Below are 23,867 nucleotides of genomic sequence, written 5' to 3' on the forward strand. Positions count from 1 at the left end.
ATTTGGTGATGGAAAAGTTAGCCTGTTTTAAAGCTTATGATGTGCGCGGTAAGTTGGGTGAGGAACTAAATGATGATATCGCCTACCGAATTGGGCGCGCTTATGGCGAATTCCTGAAGCCGAAGACTATCGTTCTCGGCAGCGATGTACGCCTGACCAGCGAAAGCTTGAAGCTGTCTTTGGCAAAGGGCCTACAGGATGCCGGCACCGACGTTATCGATATTGGTATGACCGGCACCGAAGAGGTCTATTTTGCCACCTCCCATCTTAAAGCAGATGGCGGTGTGGAAGTGACCGCAAGCCATAACCCGATCGACTACAACGGAATGAAGCTGGTGCGTGAGGGTTCGCGCCCTATCAGCGGTGATACCGGTTTGCGCGCAATCCAGGAACTGGCGGAGAAAAACCAATTCCCTGAGCCTGCAGCTACTCGTGGCAGCTATGTTCGTCAGGATGTGTTGGCAGATTATGTTAAACATGTGCTTTCCTATGTCGATGTTGCAAACTTTAAGCCGCTGAAGTTGGTTATCAACTCTGGTAACGGTGCTGCCGGGCATGTGATCGATGCTATTGAAGCCTCTCTCAAAGCTTTGAACGTTCCGTTGGAGTTTATCAAGGTTCATCATCAGCCGGACGGTACCTTCCCGAATGGTATCCCTAATCCGTTATTGCCAGAATGTCGTGCAGATACTGCCAATGCGGTGCGTGAGCATGGTGCAGATATGGGGATTGCCTTCGACGGCGATTTTGACCGTTGCTTCCTGTTTGACGAAAAAGGCGACTTCATTGAAGGATATTATATTGTTGGCCTTCTGGCAGAAGCTTTCCTGCAAAAACAACCAGGCGCAAAAATCATTCATGATCCACGCTTGAGCTGGAACACCATCGATGTGGTGAGCGAAGCGGGCGGGGTACCGGTAATGTCGAAAACCGGGCATGCATTTATTAAGGAACGCATGCGTGCGGAAGACGCGATTTATGGCGGCGAAATGAGTGCGCACCATTATTTCCGCGATTTCGCCTATTGCGACAGCGGCATGATCCCATGGTTGCTGGTGGCTGAATTGGTGTGTGTTAAAGGACAAACTCTGGGGGAATTGGTGCAGGACCGTATTGCGGCGTACCCTTCGTCCGGGGAGATCAATATCAAACTGGCACAGCCGGCTGCATCAATTGACAGCGTCAAGCAACATTATCTGGCGCAGGCTGGTGAAGTGGATTACACCGATGGCATCAGCATGGAGTTTGGCGATTGGCGTTTTAACTTGCGTTCGTCCAACACCGAGCCGGTAGTTCGTCTCAATGTTGAATCACGTGCGAACGTGGTATTGATGCAAGAAAAAACCGACGAAATTTTGGCAATGTTATCACGTTAAGATACATCCGTGATGATGCGTTTTTATGGGGAGCGGCCTAGGCCGCTCTTTTTCTTGGGTTGTAAATGTCTTTGATTTAAAGTGTATACTGCGCTGAATATGAATAAAAGAACGTTGATATATAAGGTATTTGAATTAGAGTAAGTCCGATAGAAAGTTTGCAGACCTGATGCAGCAAATCTATTTAAACGGCATGGATAAAAATAAGGAGTTGTTATGGTTATTTTAGTCACTGGCGGTGCCGGTTATATCGGTTCTCACACAGTTCTGACCCTGCTGGAACGTGGTGAAAAGGTCATTGTGTTAGATAACCTGTCGAACTCATCAGAAGAGTCTTTGCGTCGTGTAGAAAAGTTAACGGGCAAAGCTGCCGTGTTTTACCAAGGAGATATCCAAGACGCTGAGTGTCTGCGACGCATTTTTGATGACCATGATATTACCGCCGTGATTCATTTCGCTGGTTTGAAAGCGGTAGGAGAGTCGACTCGTAAGCCGCTGGAGTATTATCAAAACAACGTGGCCGGGACGCTAGTGCTGCTAGAGGAAATGCGTCGCGCTGGGGTGACCCAATTCATCTTCAGCTCGTCGGCAACAGTGTACGGCGCAAATTCTCCGGTTCCTTATATAGAAACAACGCCAATAGGTGGAACCACCAGCCCTTACGGTACATCTAAACTGATGGTCGAGCAGATTCTTCAGGATTTCTCTAAGGCAGAACCTCAGTTCTCTATTATCGCCTTGCGTTATTTCAATCCTGTAGGTGCTCATGAGTCCGGTGAGATCGGTGAAGATCCGAACGGTATCCCGAATAACTTGTTGCCTTATATCTCCCAGGTGGCCATTGGCAAGTTGGAAAAACTGGGCATTTTTGGTGGGGATTACCCGACGAAAGATGGCACCGGCGAGCGTGATTACATCCACGTGATGGATCTGGCTGAGGGACATTTGATGGCTATGGATCATCTGAAGAAAGTTGATGGATTCAAAGCATACAATCTGGGGGCGGGAGTGGGCCACTCGGTATTGAGTATGGTGCAGGGTTTTGAGAGAGCTTCAGGTGTGAAGATACCTTATCAAATCTTGCCGCGACGTGATGGGGATCTCCCCGCTTTCTGGGCGGATGCTAATCTGGCGCGTAAGGAACTGGGGTGGGAGGTGCGTCGTGGTATTGATGAAATGATGCGCGATACCTGGAATTGGCAGAAGAAAAACCCGAAAGGTTACCGGTAGTAAAGCTCACCATATAATATTACCGTGCCAGAAGGTGCGGTAATTGCTTACTTACTCCATTTTCTATTCCCAAATCCCGATGCATCCGCTTATTCATTGCACTGACAATAATTTGACTGCATCTATTGGTTTTCATCGATTCCAGTGGTCAGGCTTTGCGTTAGAATTTGTAAGCTATTATAAAACAAAATATTTTCGAGTAGCGAACTAGTCTATGTTTATCAAGTACACAGGTCTCGGTTGTCAGGACTGGAGATAGGGGAGAACTATGTACCTATCAATGTTTGTCTCATTGTATCTTTGTTTAGACAAACTTATGCTATTTTGTCAGTATAGTGGCGCGCAGATTGTGGATAATCAGAATAATCTTGACTAATTGCTGTAGCAGAAAACGTAATGTGTCAACTCTATGGGTGTGTAACGACATAGAAGTACGGCATTTTTAGCCTCTGCCTGCAGAAGAAGGCTCGTGTCTGGTAAAATAGCAGGAAAAGTACTAGGGGTATTTGATATATGCAAGAAATTGTGGCCGTTTTTTTCAGTGCGCTTGCCGTTCTTTTTATGGCGAGGAAGGTCGCAAGGAAAGTTGGACTAGTCGACAAACCCAATAGTCGAAAATTTCATCAAGGTCATATCCCTTTGGTTGGTGGGGTTTCTGTCTATCTTTCACTTTGGATTCTTTACTTGATGCAACCGACGTGGTTGCCAGATTTCACTCTTTATATGGTTTGTGCCACGTTGCTGTTAGCTATTGGCGTACTCGACGATCGCTATGATTTACCAGTGTGGCCTCGGGTTGCGCTACAAGCTGCAATCGCTGTATTGATGATCTGTAATGGATTGTACCTCAAAAGTTTTGGCGAGATCTTTTTTGGACACGAACTTGTTTTGGGGATTGGTGGCACCGTTATTACAGTATTTGCAATATGGGGAGCAATCAATGCCTTCAATATGGTTGATGGGGTTGATGGCTTGCTTGGAGCCTTGTCTTGCGTGACTTTTTGCGCATTAACGGTTGTGTTTTATATTCACGGTAATACCGACATGGCGTTGTGGTGTTTATGCCTTATGGTTTCATGTTTGCCCTATCTCTTACTTAACTTGGGTGTGATCTGGGGACGCAAGTTCAAGGTCTTTATGGGAGATGCTGGTAGTACTTTGATTGGATTTACAGTTATCTGGGTACTGATTTTGGGAAGCCAGGGCGAAAATAAAGTCATGCAACCGGTAACTGCCCTTTGGCTGATTGCTGTGCCATTAATGGATATGGTCAGAGTCATGATTAGCCGAATTCGATGTGGCAACAGTCCCTTCAAACCTGATCGTCAACATCTGCACCATATTCTGATGCGTTCCGGCAGTTCTGCTCGTAGGACTGTAATAATTATGGTCTTTATTGCCACTCTTTTGGCGGCTATTGGCATCGTAAGCGAAATGCTGCATATTGCAGAAGTTTTTTCGCTGTTGTTTTTTATGTGTGTTTTTGTTCTTTACTGCTTGGTTATCAATTTACTTGCTCAAGCACGCAGTAATCAAATTTATCTGAAGTAGGTTGAGCCAAATAATCTGGTGGCTTTGTTAGAGAGTTGAGCGTATTACCTCAACAAAGCGAAATCTTAATTTTTGAAGAAATTAAGTACTTTCCTGATTACATTTAGATAGAGCGTGGCTTTGGCCACGCTCTATCTTTTTACATTTAGAATACTAGTTCTGCATTTTATCCTGCGGGATCTCGAGCATCTCCAATAAGCGACCATTGACTTCATGAGCATCAAATTTCTGTTGTGCCAACTGGTAACTTGCGAGCCCCATCTCAACGATTTTTGCAGGATCTTCTATTAACTCAATCATACGTGCGGTCAATTCTTCTGGCGACCAGCGTTGGATTAAAAACCCATTGACCCCGTGAATAACCGTTTCGCGGCATCCTGGCACATCAGTGCTAAGCACCGCTCTACCCATAGCCATTGCTTCTTGAGTGCTGCGGGGGATTCCTTCCCTATAATATGATGGTAGAACGAAAACACTGGATTTCTTTATCCACTCTTGCACATTCGAAACGTGGCCAGGGTAAATAATGACATCGTCTTCTATCAGTTTTTTGAGACTGTTTTCAGTCAGGCTGCCAGGGTTTTGTTTATCGACGGCCCCTAACATATAAAACTGAACGTCAGGATAACGCTGTTTTACTGCCTTTGCCGCTGTAACATACTCGTGTACCCCTTTTTCCGCCAGAAGGCGAGCGATAAAAATAAATGATATCGGCTCTGTTGGAGTAGGAGTGAAGGGATAATCAGTTAGTTTAAGACCTATCCCACCTAACACATGAGCTCTTTTTACTTTTATCCCTGACTTAACTAATAGATCGTTGCGATCGTCTGGATTCAATAAAATTAAAGCGTCTAGCTTGGGAAAAATTAAACGGTATAGTGTTGTCTGGGTTTTCTTCAGCAGATTAACTTTCCAGCTAACCCCTTGAGGTTGTTCAGTGAACAGGTAACCCAAACCTTCGAGCATCGCGTAACGTTTCTTGACGCCGGCAAGGACCGCAGCTAGTGTGCCGAAGATACATGGTTTTGAAAAATAAGAAAACACAAGATCTGGCGCAATGCTTTTCAACTGTTTACTGAGTGTATAAGTATCATAGAGGTCCTTTATCGGGTTAAGACCTGTGCGACTGAAACGATAATTCACTGGCGTGGCGCCCAATGCGGCGACCTGCTTGCGGCTTTTATCATCATAATCAAGCGCAAATGCGTAAACGATATGCCCTTGCTGATGCAATGACTTAATCAGATCTGCTCTGAAACCTATAACGCAGTTTGCTGTTGTGCCTATCAATACTATTTTCATAAAAACCTTATAAGCTATTTGTTCTTATTTTTCAGCTCTGTGTAAATGTTCTCCCACTGAGTAACTATTTCATTCAATGAGAATTTTTCCTGTATTCTGGTCCGCGCGATAGCACCCATTTTTTCTCTTTCATGGGCTGGCATTTTTTCGATAGACATCAGGGCATTCGCTAAAGCCAATGGATCTTTAATTGGCACTATCAATCCTGACGTCCCATCACTGCCGACAATCTCACGTGGCCCGCCGCTATCAGTAACAACTACCGGAAGTTCCGCAGACATAGCTTCCGCAACGACTAAACCATAGCCTTCCCAAGCGGATGACAAAACGAAGCCGTCGACCTGCCGGTATAAAGGTGCAGTATCATCACACAACCCGATAAACTCAACCCGATCTTCGATACCATAGTGTTTTACCAGCTGTTTCAAGGTTGCATCCAGTGGCCCTTGCCCAGCTATCAGTAATTTGCTGCTTGAAATATGCGTGAATGCTTGAATGAGCGTCGGATAATCCTTTTGATCAACGAGTCGTCCTACTGCGAGCCAACAGAAAGGGGAAGTTGTCACCTTTGTTATCGTCGGCGGTATAAACCTATCCGTATCAATTCCATTGAAAACGGTGTAAGTATTATGCCGCGGCAGCACATTTTCATTAGTGAATCTGCGGGTTGCGGCTTCGCTGATAGTCGTGTTTATCTGACATAGGGGGTTTGTCAGACGATAAGCCCAGTCTCTAAGTTTGCCGCCTTCGTGTGTATTATGTGCGGTAGAGATTATTTTCAACGAAGGTAGGAACAGCCGCGCCAAGCGCGTTAGAAGGTTGGCGTGCACCATATGTGCATGCACAATATCCGGTTTTGATTGGCGCAATATCTTGCACAAGCGTAGTAACGCCAACGGCAAGTCCTTGGCAGATTTCATTTCCAAGGATAGTAAGGGAACGCCAGCAGCGGCGAGCCTTTCAATAAAAACAGCCGACGAAGGTGGTGTCAGTGAAATCAATCGCATCTGATGACCTTTTTGAGCCAACCTCTCTAGCAGAGAAACAACCTGATATTCAGCGCCACCAATTTCTAAACCGGTAATAACGTAATCTATTTGCATAACTTTTATTATCCTTGATTCTTCCTGTAAATTAGGAATAATTTTTTTATCAAGGGTTGTGGCAGCCAACTGATGCTCCATAACGCAATCTTCAATTTTTTCCCGAGTGGGGATTTTTTTAAATAATTACGTGCTTGCTGCGGCTCATTACTTAACAGAGTGTAGGTAATAAGTGCCAAATTAATGCGTTGAAATTCTTGTGGGTGATTATTGCGTAATTTCTCACCAAAGTTTTCTAATGCTATTTCTGCCAGTTGTTTATGGCAGACCGATTTTTTTATTTGTGATGAGTAATGTGTTAAACGTAATGCGGCGTCATCAGAAACGCGAACTAAAGGGTGATTGTACGATGGTATGCCGAATTTTTCGGCGATTCTCCACCAAAGTAAGTGTTCACCGCCTGCTCGGTTTTCCGGATAGCGAAAACCGGTATCAAGAAATATTTTCTTGTTGAATACAGGGGTAAAGTCACCCTCAATTTTCTTATTTACGTAGTCATCAAAAGTAATCAGCTGATACTTTTCTTTTTGGTTTTGTGCCGTTATAGCAAATTGGTAAACCGGATGACTGGCATTTTCGTCAAGAGGAAGTATTTTTTCCAGATAATCGGCGGTTCCAGGCTCGAGAGTATCATCATCATCCAGTATCAACACCCACGGTGCGTTGGCTAACGCTATCCCTTCCATACGAGCGGGGCCAGGACCACCATTGACGGGCATGCGATGATAAACCAAACCTTCTGTCTCAAACTTTGGCAGTGGAGTGGTCGAGGCATCATCAACTACAATTATTTCAATCGTATGCTTCGCATTTCTTTCAGCTATGACTGAGTTTACCGCGCGAACAACCAGCTCTGGTCGGTTGTAGGTGGCAATGACGACGCTTAATGTGAAGTTATTCAAACTCATTTCCTTCATTATACTAATAAAGCAAAGCAGTTAATAATAGTTTGCCATGCTTAACGATAACGTAAATCATTATCATTTGTCGCTTGCTTTGGTGGCTTTCCTACAAAATAACAGTAGAAATAGAGTAAACATTACGATTTCGGCACTTAGGAATGCAATGGTCATGCCTAAACCGCCCCACACGGGAACTAGCAACAAAGAGAGCAGGCAAATAATACCGATATTCAGCATCATAGCTCTGCTGGCAATTCTTTCTTTTCCACTAGGAATAAACCATAGTATGGCCAGTGCCATATTATTGATACGCAAAGGAACAACCCATACTAAAATTCTTAATAATTCGATGGCGTCCTCATAACCTGGCCCGAATACCATATTGACAATCCATGGTGCGAGCCAAAGGGTAACGAGTGCAAATAGTGTAGTTGCGATGAATAAGCCAATTAAAATCAGCACAACCATTTTTTTCGCATCACGAGCCGAATTGTGTTGCAGACGTACTAAATGAGGAAATGCGGCATTTAACACCGGTCCGGCAAATCCACTCGCAGCTTTGACCAGTTTTTCAGCTGGCACAAAAGCGCCGACTGCGCGCGCGCCCCCGAGTAAACCTAAGAGTGTAGATGCAATTGAACCCATGATACTTTGGGCCCCTTTATAAAGAAATAGTTCCCAGCTTTCGCGTAAAACGGTGGTTGCTCCCGAGAAACTCATACGGCCAAAACCGGTAGTACGCACAATAAGTAAGGTTGGGAGCAATGTATTGATTATTCCAACCGTAGCCTGGATAGCCAACACACGTTGCGCATGGGCGGGAGTGGAAACCAAAACTATGGTGGCCAGCAAGCCAATACTGCGTAATCCTATATCCAGCAAGGCGGGTAAAATAAGCCTTTCGAGACCGATATAGTACCAAAGCGGGGTAAAACCAAATGCCAGTATGAACAACGATATCCAGATGAACCAGTGGTTCGGGATTGTCGTGGCCCCGATACCTGAAAAAATCAAGATAGCGACAATGATACCCACAACCAGGCTCAATAGCAGTTTCGCTAGCAAGACATTGGTAACCAACTGCGCCAATTGTTTCTGATTACCTTGGGCTTTCACCACACTGCGTGCTGCGCTGAAATTAAAACCAAACTCAACGAATACTGATGCTGTTAACGCGATGCCCAGCGCATACAAAACCTGCCCGTACCCCTGCTGACCTAGCGCATGTGCTAAGACCGGAAGCTCAATCAAGGGGATAACCAATCCCCCGATTTGAGCGATCATTAACCAGGCGGTATTAGTGGCGACGCGAGACATGGGTGACCACAATAGCTAGCGCTGCCAAAATAATACCCCATTCAGTAAGTTCGTTACTTAATGGGTGGAATAATCCCATAAACAGGAACAGAGTCAGAGTCGAAAGTGGGCATAACATAGAGTCAAAACGTTCAACAAACAGCTCTCGTTGGCTGGTGACGAATCTCACCCCTCGGTAGAGAGGGTATAGCAGGAACAGGATATAGCCAACAAAGGCCAACACGCCATCGTCTGCGAGTAATTGCAGGTAAGTCATGTGAATGACACTACTGGCGCCGAAGTCCATCACCCTCGTGCTGCCAAAACCGCCTCCCCAAGGAAATGTCTCTACTGCATGTTGCCAACCTACACGTAACATCTCCAGGCGGGTTGTATTATCACCACTGACTAAGCGGTCTGCCGTTGATTCACTGCTCGGGGTAACATATTCTTTTTGTAATTCATTGATAATATTACCATTGCTTTCGCTTTTACTGAGCAGTTGTGTGATCAATGGATCATAGTGGCCTGATACCCAATTGAGGAGTATAGGTTGGATGATCGAAAAGGATAAAATGGTAACAAGAAGAAGGCCAAGATGACTACGTACCGGTTTAACATGTATCTTGCTGGCAAATGCAACAGCGGCTAATCCGCCCCAAACCAGCACCAACCACAACATGGATGTGCGGCTACCGTCGAGGGCCATAACTAACACAGCGCTAAAAGCTAGTAAGAGATTACGTGTGTGTGGCTGTTTAAGGCAGCGCCAAACAGCGAAAGGCCAGACGAATGCGCCAGCTTTCCAGATAACACCAGGCCAACTGGCAAGCCAGCCCATTCGTCCATCCCCCAAAATCACCATTGCGTCAGTTTGTCGAAACAATGCCAGTAATATTAATGGGATCAATGAAACGATCAACGCTGCGCTTAGCGACTTCTCGAGTAGCTTTGGTGTGAGTGGTGAAATCACAACCAGCATGACGAGCACGAGCATAAAGGCCAAATACTTAGCCAGAGTATAAAACCCTAGACCATGGTTAGCTAATGATGCTGCAGCGATACCCGCCATAAAAAGCAACCAGCCGAGCAACATCGGTTTATAGTCACCAAGTCGGGAGAGACGGCCAAGTAGCGTTTGACCAGTGGAAAGTTGGGATGCCGCCAGAGACGTTACAGTGGCTGCCAATAATAACATTATTTGAATTAACCAATTGATGTTGCCACCGATATAAATTTTGACGGTACCCAACATGGCTAAAACAATGAAAAATAATGTAAAAATGCTTGAGGTGGCTCTCACTTTCCATTCCTAAACCAGTTAAATCGCTGGATTGTACAGCATCCCGTGTAAGCAGCAATACTGATTTGTCTTATACAATGAAGAATAATATTATTTTTTGTTTATTATTCATGTTGTTATGTTTTTACACCGTTGCAGTGCTGCCCGTTTGTTACAAAAATAACTATCGCACCAATCACTACCCACGCAGCAGCTTCCTGAGTTAACATGTGTGCCACATCACAAAACCTGTTGGCCACAGTTGTTAACAGGGTCATCCTCAGACAGGAGTTCTTCAATGTCCAAGCAACAAATCGGCGTTGTCGGCATGGCGGTAATGGGCCGCAATCTGGCACTGAACATCGAAAGCCGTGGTTACACCGTTTCGATCTTTAACCGTTCAGGCGATAAAACTGATGAAGTTATTGCCGAGAATCCAGGTAAAAACCTGGTGCCGCACTACACCGTCGAAGAGTTCGTTGAATCGCTGGAAAAACCACGCCGCATCTTGCTGATGGTGAAAGCGGGTGAAGCGACTGACAAGACCATTGCTTCCCTGACTCCGCACCTGGATAAAGGTGACATTCTGATCGACGGTGGCAACACCTATTATCAGGACACCATTCGTCGTAACCGCGAACTGTCTGATCAAGGCTTCAACTTCATCGGTACCGGTGTTTCCGGTGGTGAAGAGGGCGCGCTGAAAGGGCCTTCAATCATGCCTGGCGGCCAGAAAGAAGCTTACGAGCTGGTGGCGCCAATCCTGGAGAAAATCGCTGCGGTAGCGGAAGGCGAGCCTTGCGTGACCTACATCGGCGCTGATGGCGCCGGTCACTATGTGAAGATGGTGCACAACGGCATCGAATACGGCGACATGCAGCTGATCGCAGAAGCCTATTCCCTGTTGAAGCAGGCGCTGAACCTGAGCAATGAAGAACTGGCTGATACCTTTGCCGAGTGGAACAAAGGTGAACTGAACAGCTACCTGATCGACATCACGAAAGATATCTTCACCAAGAAAGATGAAGAAGGTAAATACCTGGTTGATGTGATCCTGGACGAAGCTGCCAACAAAGGCACCGGCAAATGGACCAGCCAGAGCTCTCTGGATCTGGGCGAACCGCTGTCGCTGATCACCGAGTCGGTATTCGCACGTTACCTGTCCTCACTGAAAGACCAGCGCGTTGCCGCATCTAAAGTGTTGACCGGTCCTAAAGTGACGCCAGTCAGCGGTGACAAAGCCGAATTCGTCGAGAAAGTGCGCCGCGCGCTGTACCTGGGCAAAATCGTTTCCTATGCGCAGGGCTTCTCTCAGCTGAAAGCGGCTTCCAAAGAAAACAACTGGGATCTGCACTACGGCGACATTGCCAAGATCTTCCGCGCCGGCTGCATCATCCGTGCACAGTTCCTGCAGAAAATCACCGACGCTTATGCACAGGACGCGGATATCGCTAACCTGTTGCTGGCACCTTACTTCAAGCAGATTGCTGACGAATATCAGCAGGCGCTGCGTGACGTGGTGTCCTACGCGGTGCAGAACGGCATCCCTACGCCGACCTTCTCTGCGGCAATCTCCTACTACGACAGCTACCGTTCAGCGGTTCTGCCTGCCAACCTGATCCAGGCGCAGCGTGACTACTTCGGTGCTCACACCTACAAACGTATCGACAAAGAAGGCGTGTTCCATACCGAATGGATGGAATAATCCCAACGTTTGAAGCATAAAAAAAGCCGCCGAGGTTAACGCCCGGCGGCTTTTTTATTGCCTGCAAAGCAAGACTATTTCTGGTGGCGTTCGCGCAGCCGGCCAATCACCTTGCTCAAATCCAGATCCTGATCCTGCAACAGCACCAGCAGGTGATAAATCAGATCGGAGGCCTCGTTGGTCAGCTCTTCGCGATCGTTCACCGTTGCGGCCAATGCGGTTTCCACGCCTTCTTCACCGACTTTCTGCGCGATACGCTTGGTGCCGCTGGCGTACAGGCTGGCGGTGTAAGAGCTGTCGGGGCTGGCGTTTTTGCGCTCTGCCAGCAGTTGCTCCAACTGATACAGAAAACCCCAATCGCTGGCGGCCGGGTAGAAGCAACTGGTGTTGCCCAAGTGGCAGGTCGGGCCAATCGGATTGACCAAAATCAACAGCGTGTCGTTATCACAGTCTGGGGTGATGCTCACTACGTTGAGGAAGTTGCCAGAGCTTTCGCCCTTGGTCCACAGGCGCTGCTTGGTACGAGAGAAGAAGGTGACCTTGCCGCTTTGTTCGGTAGCGGTCAGCGCTTCCTGGTTCATGTAGCCGAGCATCAGCACTTCGCCGGAAACGGCATGCTGCACAATCGCTGGCAGCAGGTGGTCAGTTTTTTCCCAGTCGAGCTGGCTTCTTTGTTGTTCTGTTAACACAGGCGGATCTCCACACCTTGGGCGGCCAGGAACTTTTTCAGTTCGCCGATATTAATGATTTGCTTGTGGAACACCGACGCGGCCAGGGCGCCGTCAACGTCCGCATCACGGAACGCTTCCAGAAAGTGTTCCATGGTGCCCGCGCCGCCGGAGGCAATCAGGGGCACCTTGCATACCTCACGGACCTTCCGCAGCTGTTCCAGATCGTAACCGTTGCGTACGCCATCCTGGTTCATCATGTTCAACACAATCTCGCCGGCACCGCGTTTTTGCACTTCTTTAACCCAATCCAAGGTTTCCCATTGGGTGACGCGGGTGCGGCTTTCGTCGCCGGTGTATTGGTTAACGTGATACTTGCCGGTTGAGGCTTCGAACCAGGTATCAATACCCACCACGATGCACTGTACGCCAAAGCGATCTGCCAGACGGCTGATCAGATCGGGGTCGGCCAGCGCCGGAGAGTTGATGGAAATCTTGTCGGCGCCGAAAGAGAGGATCTGGCTGGCGTCTTCCGGGCTTTTGATCCCACCGGCGACGCAGAAGGGGATATCAATCACTTCCGCCACCCGCGACACCCAGCTTTTGTCCACTACACGACCATCGCTTGAGGCGGTGATATCGTAGAACACCAGTTCGTCCGCACCTTCCTGCGCATAACGTTGCGCCAGCGGCACGATGTCACCGATGATCTCATGGTTGCGGAACTGCACGCCTTTCACTACTTGCCCGTCTTTGACATCCAGACACGGGATTATCCGTTTTGCCAGCATGCGATTGCCTCCTCAACGCTAAACTTACCTTCCAACAGGGCACGCCCCACAATCACACCTTTAACTCCACTGCCACGCAGTTGGGCGATATCGTCCAGGTTGCCGATGCCGCCGGATGCCTGGAAGTCAATCTGCGGATAGCGTTGGCTGATTTCCTGGTACAGCGCCACGTTGGAGCCAGCCAGCGTGCCATCGCGGGAAATATCGGTGCACAGCACGTGCTTGAGGCCGTAGGGCAGGAACTGTTCCACCACCTGTTCCAAAGTGGCGTCTGAATTTTCTTGCCAGCCGCTGATCGCCACGCGCTTGGTGCCGTCGGCGTCGATACGCACGTCCAGCGCCAGCACCATGGCCTCTGCGCCATAGCGCTCAAACCAGCCCTGCACCAACTGCGGTTGTTTCACTGCGGTGGAGCCGATGACCACGCGGGTCGCACCGGCTTCCAGCAGTGCCGAAACGTCCTGCTCATTGCGAATGCCGCCGCCAACCTGTACCGGCACGTTAACCCCGGCGAGCAGTTGGCGCAGCAGCGGGATCTGGCGTGCAGCAGGATCTTTGGCCCCGGTCAGATCGACCAGATGCAATACCTGTGCACCCTGTTGTTGATAGTCCTGCAGGCGTGAGCGCGGATCGTTACCGTAGTCGCGCTGTTGGCCGTAATCACCCTGATGCAAACGCACCACGTTGCCGTCGATCAAATCCAAAGCTGGAATAATCATGCTGCCTACATCTCCAGAAAGTTTTTCAACAGTTGCGCACCGGCTGCTCCAGAACGTTCTGGATGAAACTGCACGCCGAAGAAGTTGTCTTTTTGCACGGCGGCGGTGAAGGGCTCGCCGTAGTTCGCCTGGGCGATGGTGCTTGGGCATATCGGCATCGCATAGCTGTGAACGAAGTAGAAGTAGGCACCGTCTTCAATGCCGCGGAACAGATGGTGGCCGGCCTGTGCCGACACCTGGTTCCAGCCCATGTGCGGCAGCGGCAGACCGAAGTCGGTCATCTGGGTGACCGGCGTCTCGATAATGCCCAGCGTGTCGATACCGCCATTCTCTTCGCTGCTTTTTGCCAGCAACTGCATACCGAGGCAAATACCCAGCACCGGCTGAGTGCAGGCTTTGATCAAATCGATCAACTCGCGTTGCTTCAACTGATCCATGGCCGCCTGTGCTGTGCCGACGCCCGGCAGGAAAAGCTTATCGGCGCGCAACACGATCTCCGGGTCACGGCTTACCTGCGGCTGATAATCCAGTCGCTGCACCGCGTAGGTGACAGAAGACAGGTTGGCGCAGCCGGTGTCTAAAATCACCACGTTCATCACAGCACTCCTTTCGAGCTCGGGAGGGTATTGCCCTCAACGCGGATCGCCTGGCGTAGCGTACGGCCAAACACTTTGAACAGGCTTTCGACGCGGTGATGGTCGTTTTTGCCTTTGGTTTTCAGGTGAAGCGTGCAACCCATGGTGTAAGACAGCGAGCGGAAGAAGTGTTCGACCATTTCGGTGCTCAGATCGCCGACGCGTTGATAGTTAAATTCAGCCTTGTATTCCAGGTGCGGACGGCCGGAGATATCCAGCGCGCAGCGCGCCAGGCACTCGTCCATTGGCAGCACAAAGCCGAAACGTGCGATGCCGCGTTTGTCGCCCAACGCCTTGTTCAGGGCTTCGCCCAGCGCCAGACCGGTGTCTTCTACCGTGTGGTGATCGTCGATATACAGATCGCCCTTCACGTTGATATCCATGCGGAAGCCGCCGTGGGTGGCGATCTGATCCAGCATGTGATCGAAGAAACCCACGCCGGTTTTGATCTTGCTGCCGCCTTCGCGATCCAGCCAGACGTTGACGTCGATCTGGGTTTCTTTGGTGGCGCGGTTAACCTGCGCATGACGATCGCGCTGGGTCAGTTGGCGGGTGATCTCTTTCCAGCCCAGGGTATCGCGCTGATAGCGCAAGCCCTGAATGCCCATGTTTTCCGCCAGTTGAACGTCGGTGGGGCGATCGCCTATCACGTAGCTGTGAGCGGTATCCATCACGCCGGGCTCCAGATAGCCTTTGACCAGCGCGGTTTTGGGTTTGCGGCAATCGCAGTTGTCCGCCGGCAGGTGTGGGCAGATCAGGATATCTTCGAAGTGAATGCCCTGGGAGCTGAGGATCTGCATCATCAGGCCGTGCGGCGGATCGAAGGTTTCCTGCGGAAAGCTGGCGGTACCCAGGCCATCCTGATTGGTGATCATCACCAGTTGGTAACCTGCCTGCTGCAATTCAAGCAGGCAAGGAATGACGTCCGGCTCCAGCGCCAGCTTGTCCAGGCGATCAACCTGGAAGTCTTCTGGGGGTTCAGCAATCAGCGTGCCGTCACGGTCAATAAAGAGGAATTTCTGGCTCACATTGGCTCCTGGCGAGTCTCGGTTGCACCGGGCAGGGCAGACAGCGCGTCAACCACGCGCTGGCATTCGTCACGGGTGCCGATGGTGATGCGCAGGCAGCCGGACAACCCAGGTTGTTTATTTTGGTCTCTTAAGATAATGCCCTGATCCCATAAGGTTTTAAACACATTACTGGAAGCAGTGAAACGAGCCAGCAGGTAATTGCTGTCGCTGGCGAAAACCTGCTCAACGCAAGCGCAGTTTTGCAGCGCCTGCTGCAGCCAACTGCGGTTGGCGGCAATCTCGGTAACGCGCTGACGCATCACGCGGATCCCCTCGGTGCTGAGCGCCTGTGCAGCGATATCGGCGACCGGAGTAGACAGCGGATAAGGTGCGATCACCTTCAGCAGCAGGGCGATCAAGTCCTCGTTGGCCAGAGTAAAACCACAGCGCAGGCCAGCCAGCGCGAAGGCTTTTGACAGAGTGCGCAGGACAGCCAGGTGCGGATAGTCGCTCAGCCAGGCGGCCACGCTGGCCTGCGGGCAGAATTCGATATAGGCCTCATCCACCGCGACGATCGCCTTGCCTTTGGCCATTTCCAGCAGGGTGCGCAGATCGTTGGGATCGATCAGATTACCGGTTGGGTTGTTTGGGCTGCAGACGTAAATCAGTTTCACGTTATCCAGGCTGTCGGCAATGGCAGCTAAATCCAATTGCCAGTCCTTTTTGGCCGCCACGGTGCGACGCTCCACGCCAAAGGTTTCAGCGCTGACGGCGTACATGCCGTAAGTCGGCGGGCAGAACAGGATGGCGTCTTTGCCCGGCTCGCAGAAGGCGCGGATCAGCAGTTCAATGCCTTCGTCCGCCCCACGACTGACCAGCACCTGTTCCTTTTTAACCCCGGCGTAATCGGCGTAGCGCTCGATCACCCGTGCCGGCTGGCACTCCGGATAGCGGTTAAAGGTTTGAGCGGTCAGTTGGAATTCCGGGGCGATCGGGTATTCGTTGGCGTTCAGCCACACATCGCCATTGCCCCCCAGGCGGCGAGCCGATTGATACGGGGTCAGCTCGCGAACGTTGGCGCGCGCCAGGTTTTCAATGCTCATGCTTGCTCCTTCAGTGCGGTAACGCGCAGGGTGACGGCGTTTTTGTGGGCAATCAACTGCTCGGCGGCGGCCAGGGTTTCAATGGTGGCGGCCAGGTTCATAAAGCCTTGCGGCGTCAGTTCCTGCACCGTCATGCGTTTTTGGAAATCCGCCAGGCCCAGGCTGGAACAGGTCGCGGTATACCCGTAGGTCGGCAATACGTGGTTGGTACCGGACGCATAGTCACCGGCGGACTCTGGCGACCAGTCACCGAGAAATACCGAACCGGCGCTGGTGATGCTGTCGACCAGGGCGCGGGCATCGCGGGTCTGAATGATCAGGTGTTCCGGGCCATACTGATTGCTGATCGCCACGCACTCGGCCAGATCTTTGGCGACGATCAGTCGGCTACTGGCCAGCGCCTGACGAGCGGTTTCGGCGCGAGGCAGTTGCGCCAGTTGCTGTTCGACCGCTTCGGCTACCGCCTGTGCCATAACGGCGTCCGGCGTCAGCAGAATCACCTGCGAGTCTGGACCGTGCTCCGCCTGCGACAACAAATCAGAGGCGACAAACGCCGGCGTCGCACCGGCATCGGCAATCACCAACACCTCGGAAGGACCGGCTGGCATATCGATCGCTGCGCCGTCCAACCGTTGGCTGATTTGGCGCTTGGCTTCGGTGACAAAGGCATTGCCCGGCCCGAAGATCTTCGCCACGCGCGGTACGGAGTCGGTGCCGAATGCCATAGCGGCAATCGCCTGTGCGCCGCCAACCTGAAACACTTCCTTTACCCCGCACAGCTGCGCGGCATAGAGAATTTCATCGGCAATCGGCGGCGGTGAGCACAACACCACGCGGCGGCAACCGGCGATACGTGCCGGCGTCGCCAGCATCAGTACGGTAGAAAACAGCGGCGCGGAGCCACCGGGAATATACAGCCCGACCGAGTCGATCGGGCGGGTGACCTGTTGGCAACGCACGCCCGGCTGGGTTTCCACATCCACCGGCGGCAGCTTTTGCGCATTGTGGAAGGTTTCGACGTTAGCGACCGCGACTGCCATCGCCTGTTTTATATCATCACCCAGACGAGCGCTGGCGGCGGCGATCTGGTCGGCGGTGACGCGCAGCGCGCCAACCTCGGTTTTATCAAATTTGGCGCTGTAATCGCGCAGCGCCTGGTCACCGTTGGCCTTCACGTTGTCGAGGATCTCGCTCACCGTGCGGGTGATGCTGTCCGAGGCGGAGATCGCCGGGCGCATCAACAGTGCCGCGCGCTGTTCGGCGCTGCAGTCTGCCCAATTGACCGGAGTCTTGAAAGTCGACATGGCGTTACTCCATCATCTTCTCAATTGGCAACACCAGAATCGAACTGGCACCCAGCGCTTTCAGCTTTTCCATAGTTTCCCAGAACAGGGTTTCGCTGCTGACCATGTGCATTGCCACGCGATTTTGCGCACCGGCCAGTGGCAGAATGGTTGGGCGTTCCGCGCCCGGCAGCAGCGCAACGATTTCGTCCAGGCGCTCGCTCGGCGCGTGCAGCATGATGTACTTGGATTCGCGTGCCTGGATCACGCCCTGAATACGGGTCATCAGGCGGTCGATCAATTGCTGTTTAGCTTCCGGCATTTCGCCGTCACGTTGGATCAGGCAGGCTTTCGAGCGGTAAATCACTTCCACTTCGCGCAGGCCGTTGGCTTCCAGCGTGGCACCGGTGGAGACCAGATCACAGATGGCGTCGGCCAGACCGGCACGCGGTGCCACTTCCACCGAACCGTTCAACAGGCAGGATTTGAAGCGCACGCCTTGTTTATCGAGGTATTGTTTCAGCAGGTGTGGATAAGAGGTGGCGATGCGGGCGTCTTGCAGGCTTTGCGGGCCGGTGTATTCCGTGTCGAGCGAGGTAGCCAGCGACAGACGGCAACCGCCGAAGTCCAGGCGACGCAGGGTGAAGTAACGGGGATCTTCGCCCTGAGCGCGGCGGGTGAGCAGCTCTTCTTCCAGCACGTTCTCACCGATAATCCCCAGATCGACCACGCCGTCCATCACCAGCCCTGGGATATCGTCATCACGGACGCGCAGGATATCAATCGGCATATTCTCCGCGAAGGCAATCAGGCGCTGTTGCTGCAGGTTGATTTTAATGCCGCAGCGCGCCAGTAATTCCTGGGATTCATCACTCAGGCGGCCTGACTTCTGCATTGCTATCCGTAAACGTGTTTTGTCCAGCATGGTAACCTCTGTTTAATCTGTAATTTTATACCCGTCATACTTCAAGTGGCTTGGGTGTTGGCTGCCTTCATTCACCCCAGTCACTTACTTGAGTAAGCTCCTGGGGATTCACTCAGTTGCCGCCTACAAGCAACTCGAATTATTTGGGGTATTTGAATTTATTTTAAAAATTATTTTTTCTGTCTGTCCGGAGCCAAAAAAAAACCCTCGGAAGAAATCTTCCGAGGGCTCTCTCTTGCATTCTGCGCGCCACTGGAAGATTAAAAAACCGTCTTCCAGCACACATCGCCTGAAAGACTAGTCAGGATGATGGTGATGATGGTGGCTGAACTGAATGCGTGTCATGGTGTTTTCTCTGTATAAAGTCGCTACAAACTCAATTGCTAATTAACCTAAACTATCCGCCGTCTGTCACGCAACCCTTTTTTACGGTCATAAATTTAATTTATTGAAACAGGTTGAGTAATTAGCTGGACGCGACTTTACCTAAGCTTAAACTGGGTGGATTGTATCACTTCACGCAGTGGCGTAGCCTTAATGGGTAAAGCGCTGCGATCTTCAGGAGAGGAAGGTGATGAAAAAGGTAGCCATTATTGGTCTGGGCTGGCTGGGCATGCCGTTGGCCCTGTCGCTGATGAGCCGTGGGTTTGACGTCGTTGGCAGTAAAACGACGCCGGATGGCGTTGAGGCCGCGCGGATGAGCGGCATTGAATGTTATCAGTTGGAAATGACGCCGGAGCTGATTTGCGAACCGGAGGATCTGGAGTCTTTGCTGCGCGTTGATGCGCTGGTGGTGACATTGCCTGCGCGCCGCACTGTCGAGGGCAGCGAGAACTACTTCAATGCGGTACGCATGCTGGTGGACAGCGCGATGGCTTTTGGCGTACCGCGTATTCTGTTTACCAGTTCGACTTCGGTATACGGTGAAACTACCGGCACGGTACGCGAGGATTCGCCGCTGCAGCCGGTTTCGCCTTCGGGGCGAGTGCTGGTGGAACTGGAGCGTTGGCTGCATGAACTGCCAAACACGTCGGTGGATATCTTGCGGTTGGCGGGACTGGTGGGTGTGGATCGTCACCCCGGTCGTTTCCTGGCCGGCAAAGTCGACGTCAAAGGCGGTTCGCAAGGGGTGAATCTGGTGCATCAGGACGATGTGATCGCCGCGATTCAACTGTTGCTGAAACTGCCGAAAGGCGGTCACGTTTATAACCTTTGCGCCCCGGCCCATCCCACCAAGCGTGAATTTTACCCGGCGCTGGCCGAACAGCTGCATCTGGCCCCGCCGCAGTTCGCCATTGAGGCAGAGCAGGGTGGGCGCCTGGTGGACGGTAGCCGCATCTGCAATGAGCTGGGGTTCGAATATCAGTATCCGGATCCGGCGCGCATGCCGGTCAATTAATATCAGTATCTGACCCCGCGCCTGCGGGGTTTTTTGTCTGTGGCGCTCGTGCCAATCCGCTCAAATCCTCTATCAGCGCCAACAAGGCCTCCTTTGGCGCTCCGGGTCGGGTCACCAGGCTCAGGGTTGCCTGGTAGGAGAGCGCCTGCCCGCCTAACTGCCGCAGTGCTCCCTGTTCAACCCAGCGCGCGGCATAATGGGTCGGCAGGTACCCGAGATATTCGCCGCTGAGCACCAGATGGGCGACCCCCTCCATATGGTGGGCGACGGCACCAAGGTTTAACGGCGCCAACGGGCAGAGCTGCTGTGCCAACAGATAACCGCGCTTGACCCAACGCGCATTCTCAATTTGTTCGCGACCCGGTTGCTCTGCGGTAAACAGCGGATGATCGCTGCTGCAGTAGACCGCCTGCGTTTCGCTTATCCAGGGTTGATACTGCAATGCTTCCAGCTGCTGGCCGAAATAACCGATGCCCAAATCGAGCTGCTGATTCAGCAGCCCCTGTTCAATTTCGCCGGGGGCGCAAATTCGGCACTGCAACTGCACGTCCTGATGGCGGCGTTGAAACTGTTTGATAGCACGGCTGAAGGGGTTGCCCGGCAGCGACACCAGATTATCCACCAGCCCGATTTGCAGATCGCCGGTCAGCAGACCGTTCAGCGACTGGCTGACCCGGGTGAAGTCGCGTGCGGCGTTAAACAGCGTGCGGCAGGCGATCAATATGCGCTCTCCTTTGGGCGTCAGCATAAAACCGGAGCGCCCTCGCTGGCACAGACGAAACCCCAGCCGGGTTTCCAGCGTCGCAAGATGGGTGCTGATAGTCGACTGATTCATCAACAGCGGCTCCTGGGCGGCGCTGACGCCATGGGCTTCTGCGACGGCGACGAACACCCGCAGCAGGCGCAGATCGATGTCGCTTAGATTTGTGAGCATCTTTTCCTCCGCAAAACTTTCCTTGTTAACCGATCGGTAACATTTGTGGCATCGCTCTGATGGGCCCATACCACTCTTTTTATGTCACAGATTACAAATAAAACCAACAGTTCAACGCGTTACAAAACATCGGTGTTTTCAATGCTTACATCACAAAGATGGAATGGTAGCCCTGTCGGCCATCGGGGTAGCCTGTATTTGTTATCTAAATGTTGAAATTAAATCATGCCAGAACGAGGAAAACACATGCTTAATCAACCCCAAAGTGGCAACGACATGCCGCGGTTTGCCGGTATCCCTACCATGATGCGCCTGCCCGTTGCCGAAAATGCGCGCGGTCTGGATGCGGCCTTCGTTGGCATTCCTCTTGATATTGGCACTTCAAACCGCAGCGGCACGCGCTATGGGCCTCGGCAGATCCGTCAGGAGTCGGTGATGATCCGCCCGTACAACATGGGTAGCGGCGCTGCCCCTTTCGAACGGTTGCAGGTTGCCGATCTGGGGGATGTCGCCATCAATCCCTACAGTCTGGCGGACAGCGTTCGGCGTATCGAACTGGCCTATAGCGACATTCTGGCCCATGGCTGCATCCCGCTGACGCTGGGAGGCGATCACACGCTGACGTTGCCGATCCTGCGTGCCGCCGCCGGCCGTCATGGCCCGGTCGGTTTAATTCACGTGGATGCGCATTCAGACACCAATGAGGAGATGTTTGGCGAGCAACTGGCGCACGGCACCACTTTCCGTCGCGCTTTTGAAGAGGGGCTGTTGGCACCGCAACGGGTTGTGCAGATTGGGCTGCGGGGCAGCGGCTATGAAGCTGCCGATTTCGACTGGTCGCGCCGGCAGGGGTTTCGCGTGGTGCAGGCGGAAGAGTGTTGGTATCGCTCTTTAGCGCCGCTGATGGCCGAAGTGCGCGAGCAGATGGGCAGTGGGCCGGTTTATCTCAGCTTCGATATCGATGGGCTGGATCCGGCGTTTGCTCCGGGTACCGGCACGCCGGAAGTTGGCGGGTTGTCGGTATGGCAGGGCCTGGAAATTGTCCGAGGATGCCGGGGGCTGAATCTGATCGGCGCCGACGTGGTGGAGGTCTCACCGCCTTACGATCGTTCCGGTAATACCGCGCTGCTGGCGGCCAACCTGCTGTTTGAAATGTTATGCGTGCTGCCTGGGCGATAAGACGTCGCCATACCTGACCGGCGGAGCCGTTGCGCCTGGATCCAATAACAATAATAAACATGCGGAGTGACTCATGAATCTCGATCTGCTGGTAGTGGTGTTTTACTTTTTGGTGATAGGAGCGGTGGGTTGGTTAGGCGTTCGCCGGGCGACGACCAAAGAGGATTATCTGGTTGCCGGACGTAATCTGGGGCCCTGTTTGTATCTGGGCACCCTGTCTGCGGTGGTGCTGGGCGGGGCGTCAACCATCGGCAGCGTCAAACTGGGTTATACCTACGGCATCTCTGGCGTGTGGCTGTGCGGTGCGCTGGGGGCGGGCATCGTGGTGCTGAGCATGGTGTTGGCAAAGCCGCTGCTTAAGCTAAAGCTCTACACCGTCAGCCAGGTGCTGTCGCGCCGTTATCACCCAGCGGCCAGAGTCACCAGCGGCGCCATTATGTTGGCCTACGATCTGATGGTGGCGGTGACGTCGATCATTGCCATCGGCAGCGTGATGCAGGTGATGTTCGATCTGTCGTTTATCACGTCGATTTTGCTCGGTGGCGGTTTGGTGGTGCTGTATTCAACGTTGGGCGGCATGTGGTCACTGACGCTGACCGACATTATCCAGTTTATCATCATGACCGTTGGCATGATGTTGGTGCTGATGCCGATGAGCATCGTCAAAGCCGGGGGGTGGACGGCGTTCAGTAGCCAACTGCCGGATAGCTACTACCGGCTATCATCCATCGGGCTGGATACTATCGCGGTGTTCTTCCTGATCTACTTCTTCGGCATTTTGATTGGTCAGGATATCTGGCAGCGGGTATTTACCGCCCGCAGCAACACTATTGCTCGTTATGCCGGATTAGGGGCCGGCGTGTATTGCGTGCTGTATGGCGTAGCCGGTGCGTTGATCGGCATGGCCGGCAAGCTGGTGCTGCCGCAGTTGGCTAATACCGACGGGGCTTTTGCCGCCATTGCGCAGGCGGTACTGCCGCCGGGCGTCAGCGGATTGGTGGCCGCCGCCGCACTGGCTGCGCTGATGTCGACCGCCAGCGCCTGCCTGCTGGCGTCATCGACCATCGCGCTGGAGGACGTATTGCCGGCGATTCGCAAGCGTCCCTCGGGCGGACTGACCGCCGGGCGATTTACTACGCTGATCATGGGCTGCATCATGCTGGGGTTGGCGTTTGTGGTGCGGGATGTGATGGCGGCGCTGACGCTGGCTTATAACCTGCTGGTGGGCGGCATGCTGATCCCGCTGATTGGTGCGATTTTCTGGCAACGGGCCACCAGCACCGGCGCTATCGCCAGCATGCTGACCGGCAGCCTGAGCGTTTTGGGGCTGATGTATTATCAGGGTATTGAAGCCAACAGCCCTATCTACGGCGGCTTGCTGGCGGGCGGCGCGGCCTTCGTGATGGGCAGCTTACTGACCCGGCCAAGCCCACAGCCGCAGGTACAGCCCGAGTAACCGGTAATCAGGGGCTGC

General features: G+C 52.2%; 22 protein-coding genes and 1 other annotated feature. Of the genes, 7 read left to right on the forward strand and 15 right to left on the reverse strand.

Annotated features, from left to right (window positions below):
* Positions 1-8 precede the first annotated feature (8 nt).
* From cpsG to wecA, 3 genes are all read left to right on the forward strand, one after another.
* On the forward strand, positions 9-1,376 hold the full coding sequence (cpsG, locus tag AAZT04_RS03905) for a phosphomannomutase CpsG (RefSeq protein WP_048761736.1): 1,368 nt from the start codon (positions 9-11) through the stop codon (positions 1,374-1,376).
* Between the two features lie 216 nt (positions 1,377-1,592).
* Entirely contained in the window at positions 1,593-2,606 is a 1,014-nt protein-coding gene (gene galE / locus AAZT04_RS03910; protein ID WP_048761738.1) for a UDP-glucose 4-epimerase GalE, read from the forward strand.
* 513 nt (positions 2,607-3,119) lie between these two features.
* On the forward strand, positions 3,120-4,157 hold the full coding sequence (gene wecA, locus AAZT04_RS03915) for a UDP-N-acetylglucosamine--undecaprenyl-phosphate N-acetylglucosaminephosphotransferase (protein ID WP_048761739.1): 1,038 nt from the start codon (positions 3,120-3,122) through the stop codon (positions 4,155-4,157).
* Between the two features lie 153 nt (positions 4,158-4,310).
* On the opposite strand, the gene AAZT04_RS03920 is transcribed toward wecA, so the two are convergent.
* The 5 genes from AAZT04_RS03920 to AAZT04_RS03940 form a co-directional block, all read right to left on the reverse strand.
* Entirely contained in the window at positions 4,311-5,459 is a 1,149-nt protein-coding gene (locus AAZT04_RS03920) for a glycosyltransferase family 4 protein (protein ID WP_048761744.1), read from the reverse strand.
* A 14-nt stretch (positions 5,460-5,473) separates the two neighbouring features.
* Positions 5,474-6,631 (reverse strand): glycosyltransferase, encoded by a 1,158-nt coding sequence (locus AAZT04_RS03925; protein ID WP_234530998.1) that lies wholly within the window; start codon positions 6,629-6,631, stop codon positions 5,474-5,476.
* Positions 6,571-7,464 carry a glycosyltransferase family 2 protein gene (locus tag AAZT04_RS03930; protein ID WP_434679025.1) on the reverse strand — a complete coding sequence of 298 codons (894 nt, stop codon included), beginning with the start codon at positions 7,462-7,464 and terminating at the stop codon, positions 6,571-6,573. The genes AAZT04_RS03925 and AAZT04_RS03930 overlap by 61 nt, the downstream gene beginning before the upstream one ends.
* 78 nt (positions 7,465-7,542) lie before the next feature.
* Complete coding sequence (locus AAZT04_RS03935) at positions 7,543-8,781, reverse strand: oligosaccharide flippase family protein (protein WP_434679027.1); 1,239 nt, start codon at positions 8,779-8,781, stop codon at positions 7,543-7,545.
* Complete coding sequence (locus AAZT04_RS03940; RefSeq protein WP_235437177.1) at positions 8,762-10,063, reverse strand: hypothetical protein; 1,302 nt, start codon at positions 10,061-10,063, stop codon at positions 8,762-8,764. The genes AAZT04_RS03935 and AAZT04_RS03940 overlap by 20 nt, the downstream gene beginning before the upstream one ends.
* A 277-nt stretch (positions 10,064-10,340) precedes the next feature.
* Between AAZT04_RS03940 and gndA the strand changes: the two genes are divergently transcribed.
* Positions 10,341-11,747, forward strand: coding sequence for an NADP-dependent phosphogluconate dehydrogenase (gene gndA, locus AAZT04_RS03945; protein ID WP_020826040.1), 1,407 nt, complete (start codon positions 10,341-10,343; stop codon positions 11,745-11,747).
* A 74-nt stretch (positions 11,748-11,821) separates the two neighbouring features.
* Here gndA and hisIE read toward each other — a convergent pair whose 3' ends face one another.
* The 9 genes from hisIE to hisL all read right to left on the reverse strand — a co-directional run bounded on the left by hisIE (position 11,822) and on the right by hisL (position 19,226).
* Positions 11,822-12,436: a bifunctional phosphoribosyl-AMP cyclohydrolase/phosphoribosyl-ATP diphosphatase HisIE gene (gene hisIE / locus AAZT04_RS03950; RefSeq protein ID WP_046374043.1), complete on the reverse strand. Its 615-nt coding sequence runs from the start codon at positions 12,434-12,436 to the stop codon at positions 11,822-11,824.
* Complete coding sequence (gene hisF / locus AAZT04_RS03955; protein WP_046374042.1) at positions 12,430-13,206, reverse strand: imidazole glycerol phosphate synthase subunit HisF; 777 nt, start codon at positions 13,204-13,206, stop codon at positions 12,430-12,432. Before hisF ends, hisIE begins: the two co-directional genes overlap by 7 nt.
* Positions 13,188-13,925: a 1-(5-phosphoribosyl)-5-[(5-phosphoribosylamino)methylideneamino]imidazole-4-carboxamide isomerase gene (gene hisA / locus AAZT04_RS03960; protein ID WP_020826043.1), complete on the reverse strand. Its 738-nt coding sequence runs from the start codon at positions 13,923-13,925 to the stop codon at positions 13,188-13,190. The genes hisF and hisA overlap by 19 nt, the downstream gene beginning before the upstream one ends.
* 5 nt (positions 13,926-13,930) lie before the next feature.
* On the reverse strand, positions 13,931-14,521 hold the full coding sequence (gene hisH / locus AAZT04_RS03965) for an imidazole glycerol phosphate synthase subunit HisH (RefSeq protein ID WP_048761755.1): 591 nt from the start codon (positions 14,519-14,521) through the stop codon (positions 13,931-13,933).
* Entirely contained in the window at positions 14,521-15,588 is a 1,068-nt protein-coding gene (gene hisB / locus AAZT04_RS03970) for a bifunctional histidinol-phosphatase/imidazoleglycerol-phosphate dehydratase HisB (RefSeq protein WP_129940200.1), read from the reverse strand. The genes hisH and hisB overlap by 1 nt, the downstream gene beginning before the upstream one ends.
* Positions 15,585-16,673, reverse strand: a complete 1,089-nt coding sequence (gene hisC, locus AAZT04_RS03975; protein ID WP_187962584.1) for a histidinol-phosphate transaminase — start codon at positions 16,671-16,673, stop codon at positions 15,585-15,587. Before hisC ends, hisB begins: the two co-directional genes overlap by 4 nt.
* Positions 16,670-17,977, reverse strand: a complete 1,308-nt coding sequence (gene hisD / locus AAZT04_RS03980; RefSeq protein ID WP_258089964.1) for a histidinol dehydrogenase — start codon at positions 17,975-17,977, stop codon at positions 16,670-16,672. The genes hisC and hisD overlap by 4 nt, the downstream gene beginning before the upstream one ends.
* Before the next feature lie 4 nt (positions 17,978-17,981).
* Complete coding sequence (gene hisG / locus AAZT04_RS03985) at positions 17,982-18,881, reverse strand: ATP phosphoribosyltransferase (RefSeq protein ID WP_041414374.1); 900 nt, start codon at positions 18,879-18,881, stop codon at positions 17,982-17,984.
* Between the two features lie 195 nt (positions 18,882-19,076).
* Positions 19,077-19,203 (reverse strand) — a sequence feature (His leader region).
* The gene (gene hisL, locus AAZT04_RS03990) at positions 19,179-19,226 is read right to left on the reverse strand and encodes a his operon leader peptide (protein ID WP_101495319.1); all 48 of its coding nucleotides are present in this window, start codon (positions 19,224-19,226) and stop codon (positions 19,179-19,181) included. Its footprint overlaps the feature before it by 25 nt.
* 229 nt (positions 19,227-19,455) lie before the next feature.
* Here hisL and AAZT04_RS03995 point away from each other — a divergent pair, with 229 nt between their 5' ends.
* Positions 19,456-20,280, forward strand: a complete 825-nt coding sequence (locus AAZT04_RS03995) for an SDR family oxidoreductase (protein ID WP_020826049.1) — start codon at positions 19,456-19,458, stop codon at positions 20,278-20,280.
* On the opposite strand, the gene AAZT04_RS04000 is transcribed toward AAZT04_RS03995, so the two are convergent.
* Positions 20,273-21,214 (reverse strand): LysR family transcriptional regulator, encoded by a 942-nt coding sequence (locus AAZT04_RS04000; protein ID WP_020826050.1) that lies wholly within the window; start codon positions 21,212-21,214, stop codon positions 20,273-20,275. The genes AAZT04_RS03995 and AAZT04_RS04000 overlap by 8 nt on opposite strands.
* 246 nt (positions 21,215-21,460) lie before the next feature.
* Between AAZT04_RS04000 and speB the strand changes: the two genes are divergently transcribed.
* Both speB and AAZT04_RS04010 read left to right on the forward strand, forming a co-directional pair.
* The gene (speB, locus tag AAZT04_RS04005; protein WP_128864056.1) at positions 21,461-22,393 is read left to right on the forward strand and encodes an agmatinase; all 933 of its coding nucleotides are present in this window, start codon (positions 21,461-21,463) and stop codon (positions 22,391-22,393) included.
* Between the two features lie 73 nt (positions 22,394-22,466).
* Entirely contained in the window at positions 22,467-23,849 is a 1,383-nt protein-coding gene (locus AAZT04_RS04010) for a sodium:solute symporter (RefSeq protein WP_115059337.1), read from the forward strand.
* Positions 23,850-23,867: the final 18 nt, after the last annotated feature.

It is taken from the genome of Serratia sp. Je.1.23.a, assembly GCF_051129805.1.
Taxonomy (GTDB): domain Bacteria; phylum Pseudomonadota; class Gammaproteobacteria; order Enterobacterales; family Enterobacteriaceae; genus Serratia; species Serratia liquefaciens.

Excerpts from the sequence above, each read along its gene's own strand:
- speB (WP_128864056.1), top strand. The coding sequence starts at position 21,461 with ATGCTTAATCAACCCCAAAGTGGCAACGACATGCCGCGGTTTGCCGGT.
- AAZT04_RS03995 (WP_020826049.1), top strand. The coding sequence starts at position 19,456 with ATGAAAAAGGTAGCCATTATTGGTCTGGGCTGGCTGGGCATGCCGTTG.
- cpsG (WP_048761736.1), top strand. The coding sequence starts at position 9 with ATGGAAAAGTTAGCCTGTTTTAAAGCTTATGATGTGCGCGGTAAGTTG.
- AAZT04_RS03935 (WP_434679027.1), bottom strand. The coding sequence starts at position 8,781 with ATGTCTCGCGTCGCCACTAATACCGCCTGGTTAATGATCGCTCAAATC.
- AAZT04_RS04010 (WP_115059337.1), top strand. The coding sequence starts at position 22,467 with ATGAATCTCGATCTGCTGGTAGTGGTGTTTTACTTTTTGGTGATAGGA.
- gndA (WP_020826040.1), top strand. The coding sequence starts at position 10,341 with ATGTCCAAGCAACAAATCGGCGTTGTCGGCATGGCGGTAATGGGCCGC.
- hisF (WP_046374042.1), bottom strand. The coding sequence starts at position 13,206 with ATGCTGGCAAAACGGATAATCCCGTGTCTGGATGTCAAAGACGGGCAA.
- hisC (WP_187962584.1), bottom strand. The coding sequence starts at position 16,673 with ATGAGCATTGAAAACCTGGCGCGCGCCAACGTTCGCGAGCTGACCCCG.
- hisD (WP_258089964.1), bottom strand. The coding sequence starts at position 17,977 with ATGTCGACTTTCAAGACTCCGGTCAATTGGGCAGACTGCAGCGCCGAA.
- hisH (WP_048761755.1), bottom strand. The coding sequence starts at position 14,521 with ATGAACGTGGTGATTTTAGACACCGGCTGCGCCAACCTGTCTTCTGTC.
- wecA (WP_048761739.1), top strand. The coding sequence starts at position 3,120 with ATGCAAGAAATTGTGGCCGTTTTTTTCAGTGCGCTTGCCGTTCTTTTT.
- AAZT04_RS03920 (WP_048761744.1), bottom strand. The coding sequence starts at position 5,459 with ATGAAAATAGTATTGATAGGCACAACAGCAAACTGCGTTATAGGTTTC.
- hisA (WP_020826043.1), bottom strand. The coding sequence starts at position 13,925 with ATGATTATTCCAGCTTTGGATTTGATCGACGGCAACGTGGTGCGTTTG.
- hisG (WP_041414374.1), bottom strand. The coding sequence starts at position 18,881 with ATGCTGGACAAAACACGTTTACGGATAGCAATGCAGAAGTCAGGCCGC.
- AAZT04_RS04000 (WP_020826050.1), bottom strand. The coding sequence starts at position 21,214 with ATGCTCACAAATCTAAGCGACATCGATCTGCGCCTGCTGCGGGTGTTC.
- galE (WP_048761738.1), top strand. The coding sequence starts at position 1,593 with ATGGTTATTTTAGTCACTGGCGGTGCCGGTTATATCGGTTCTCACACA.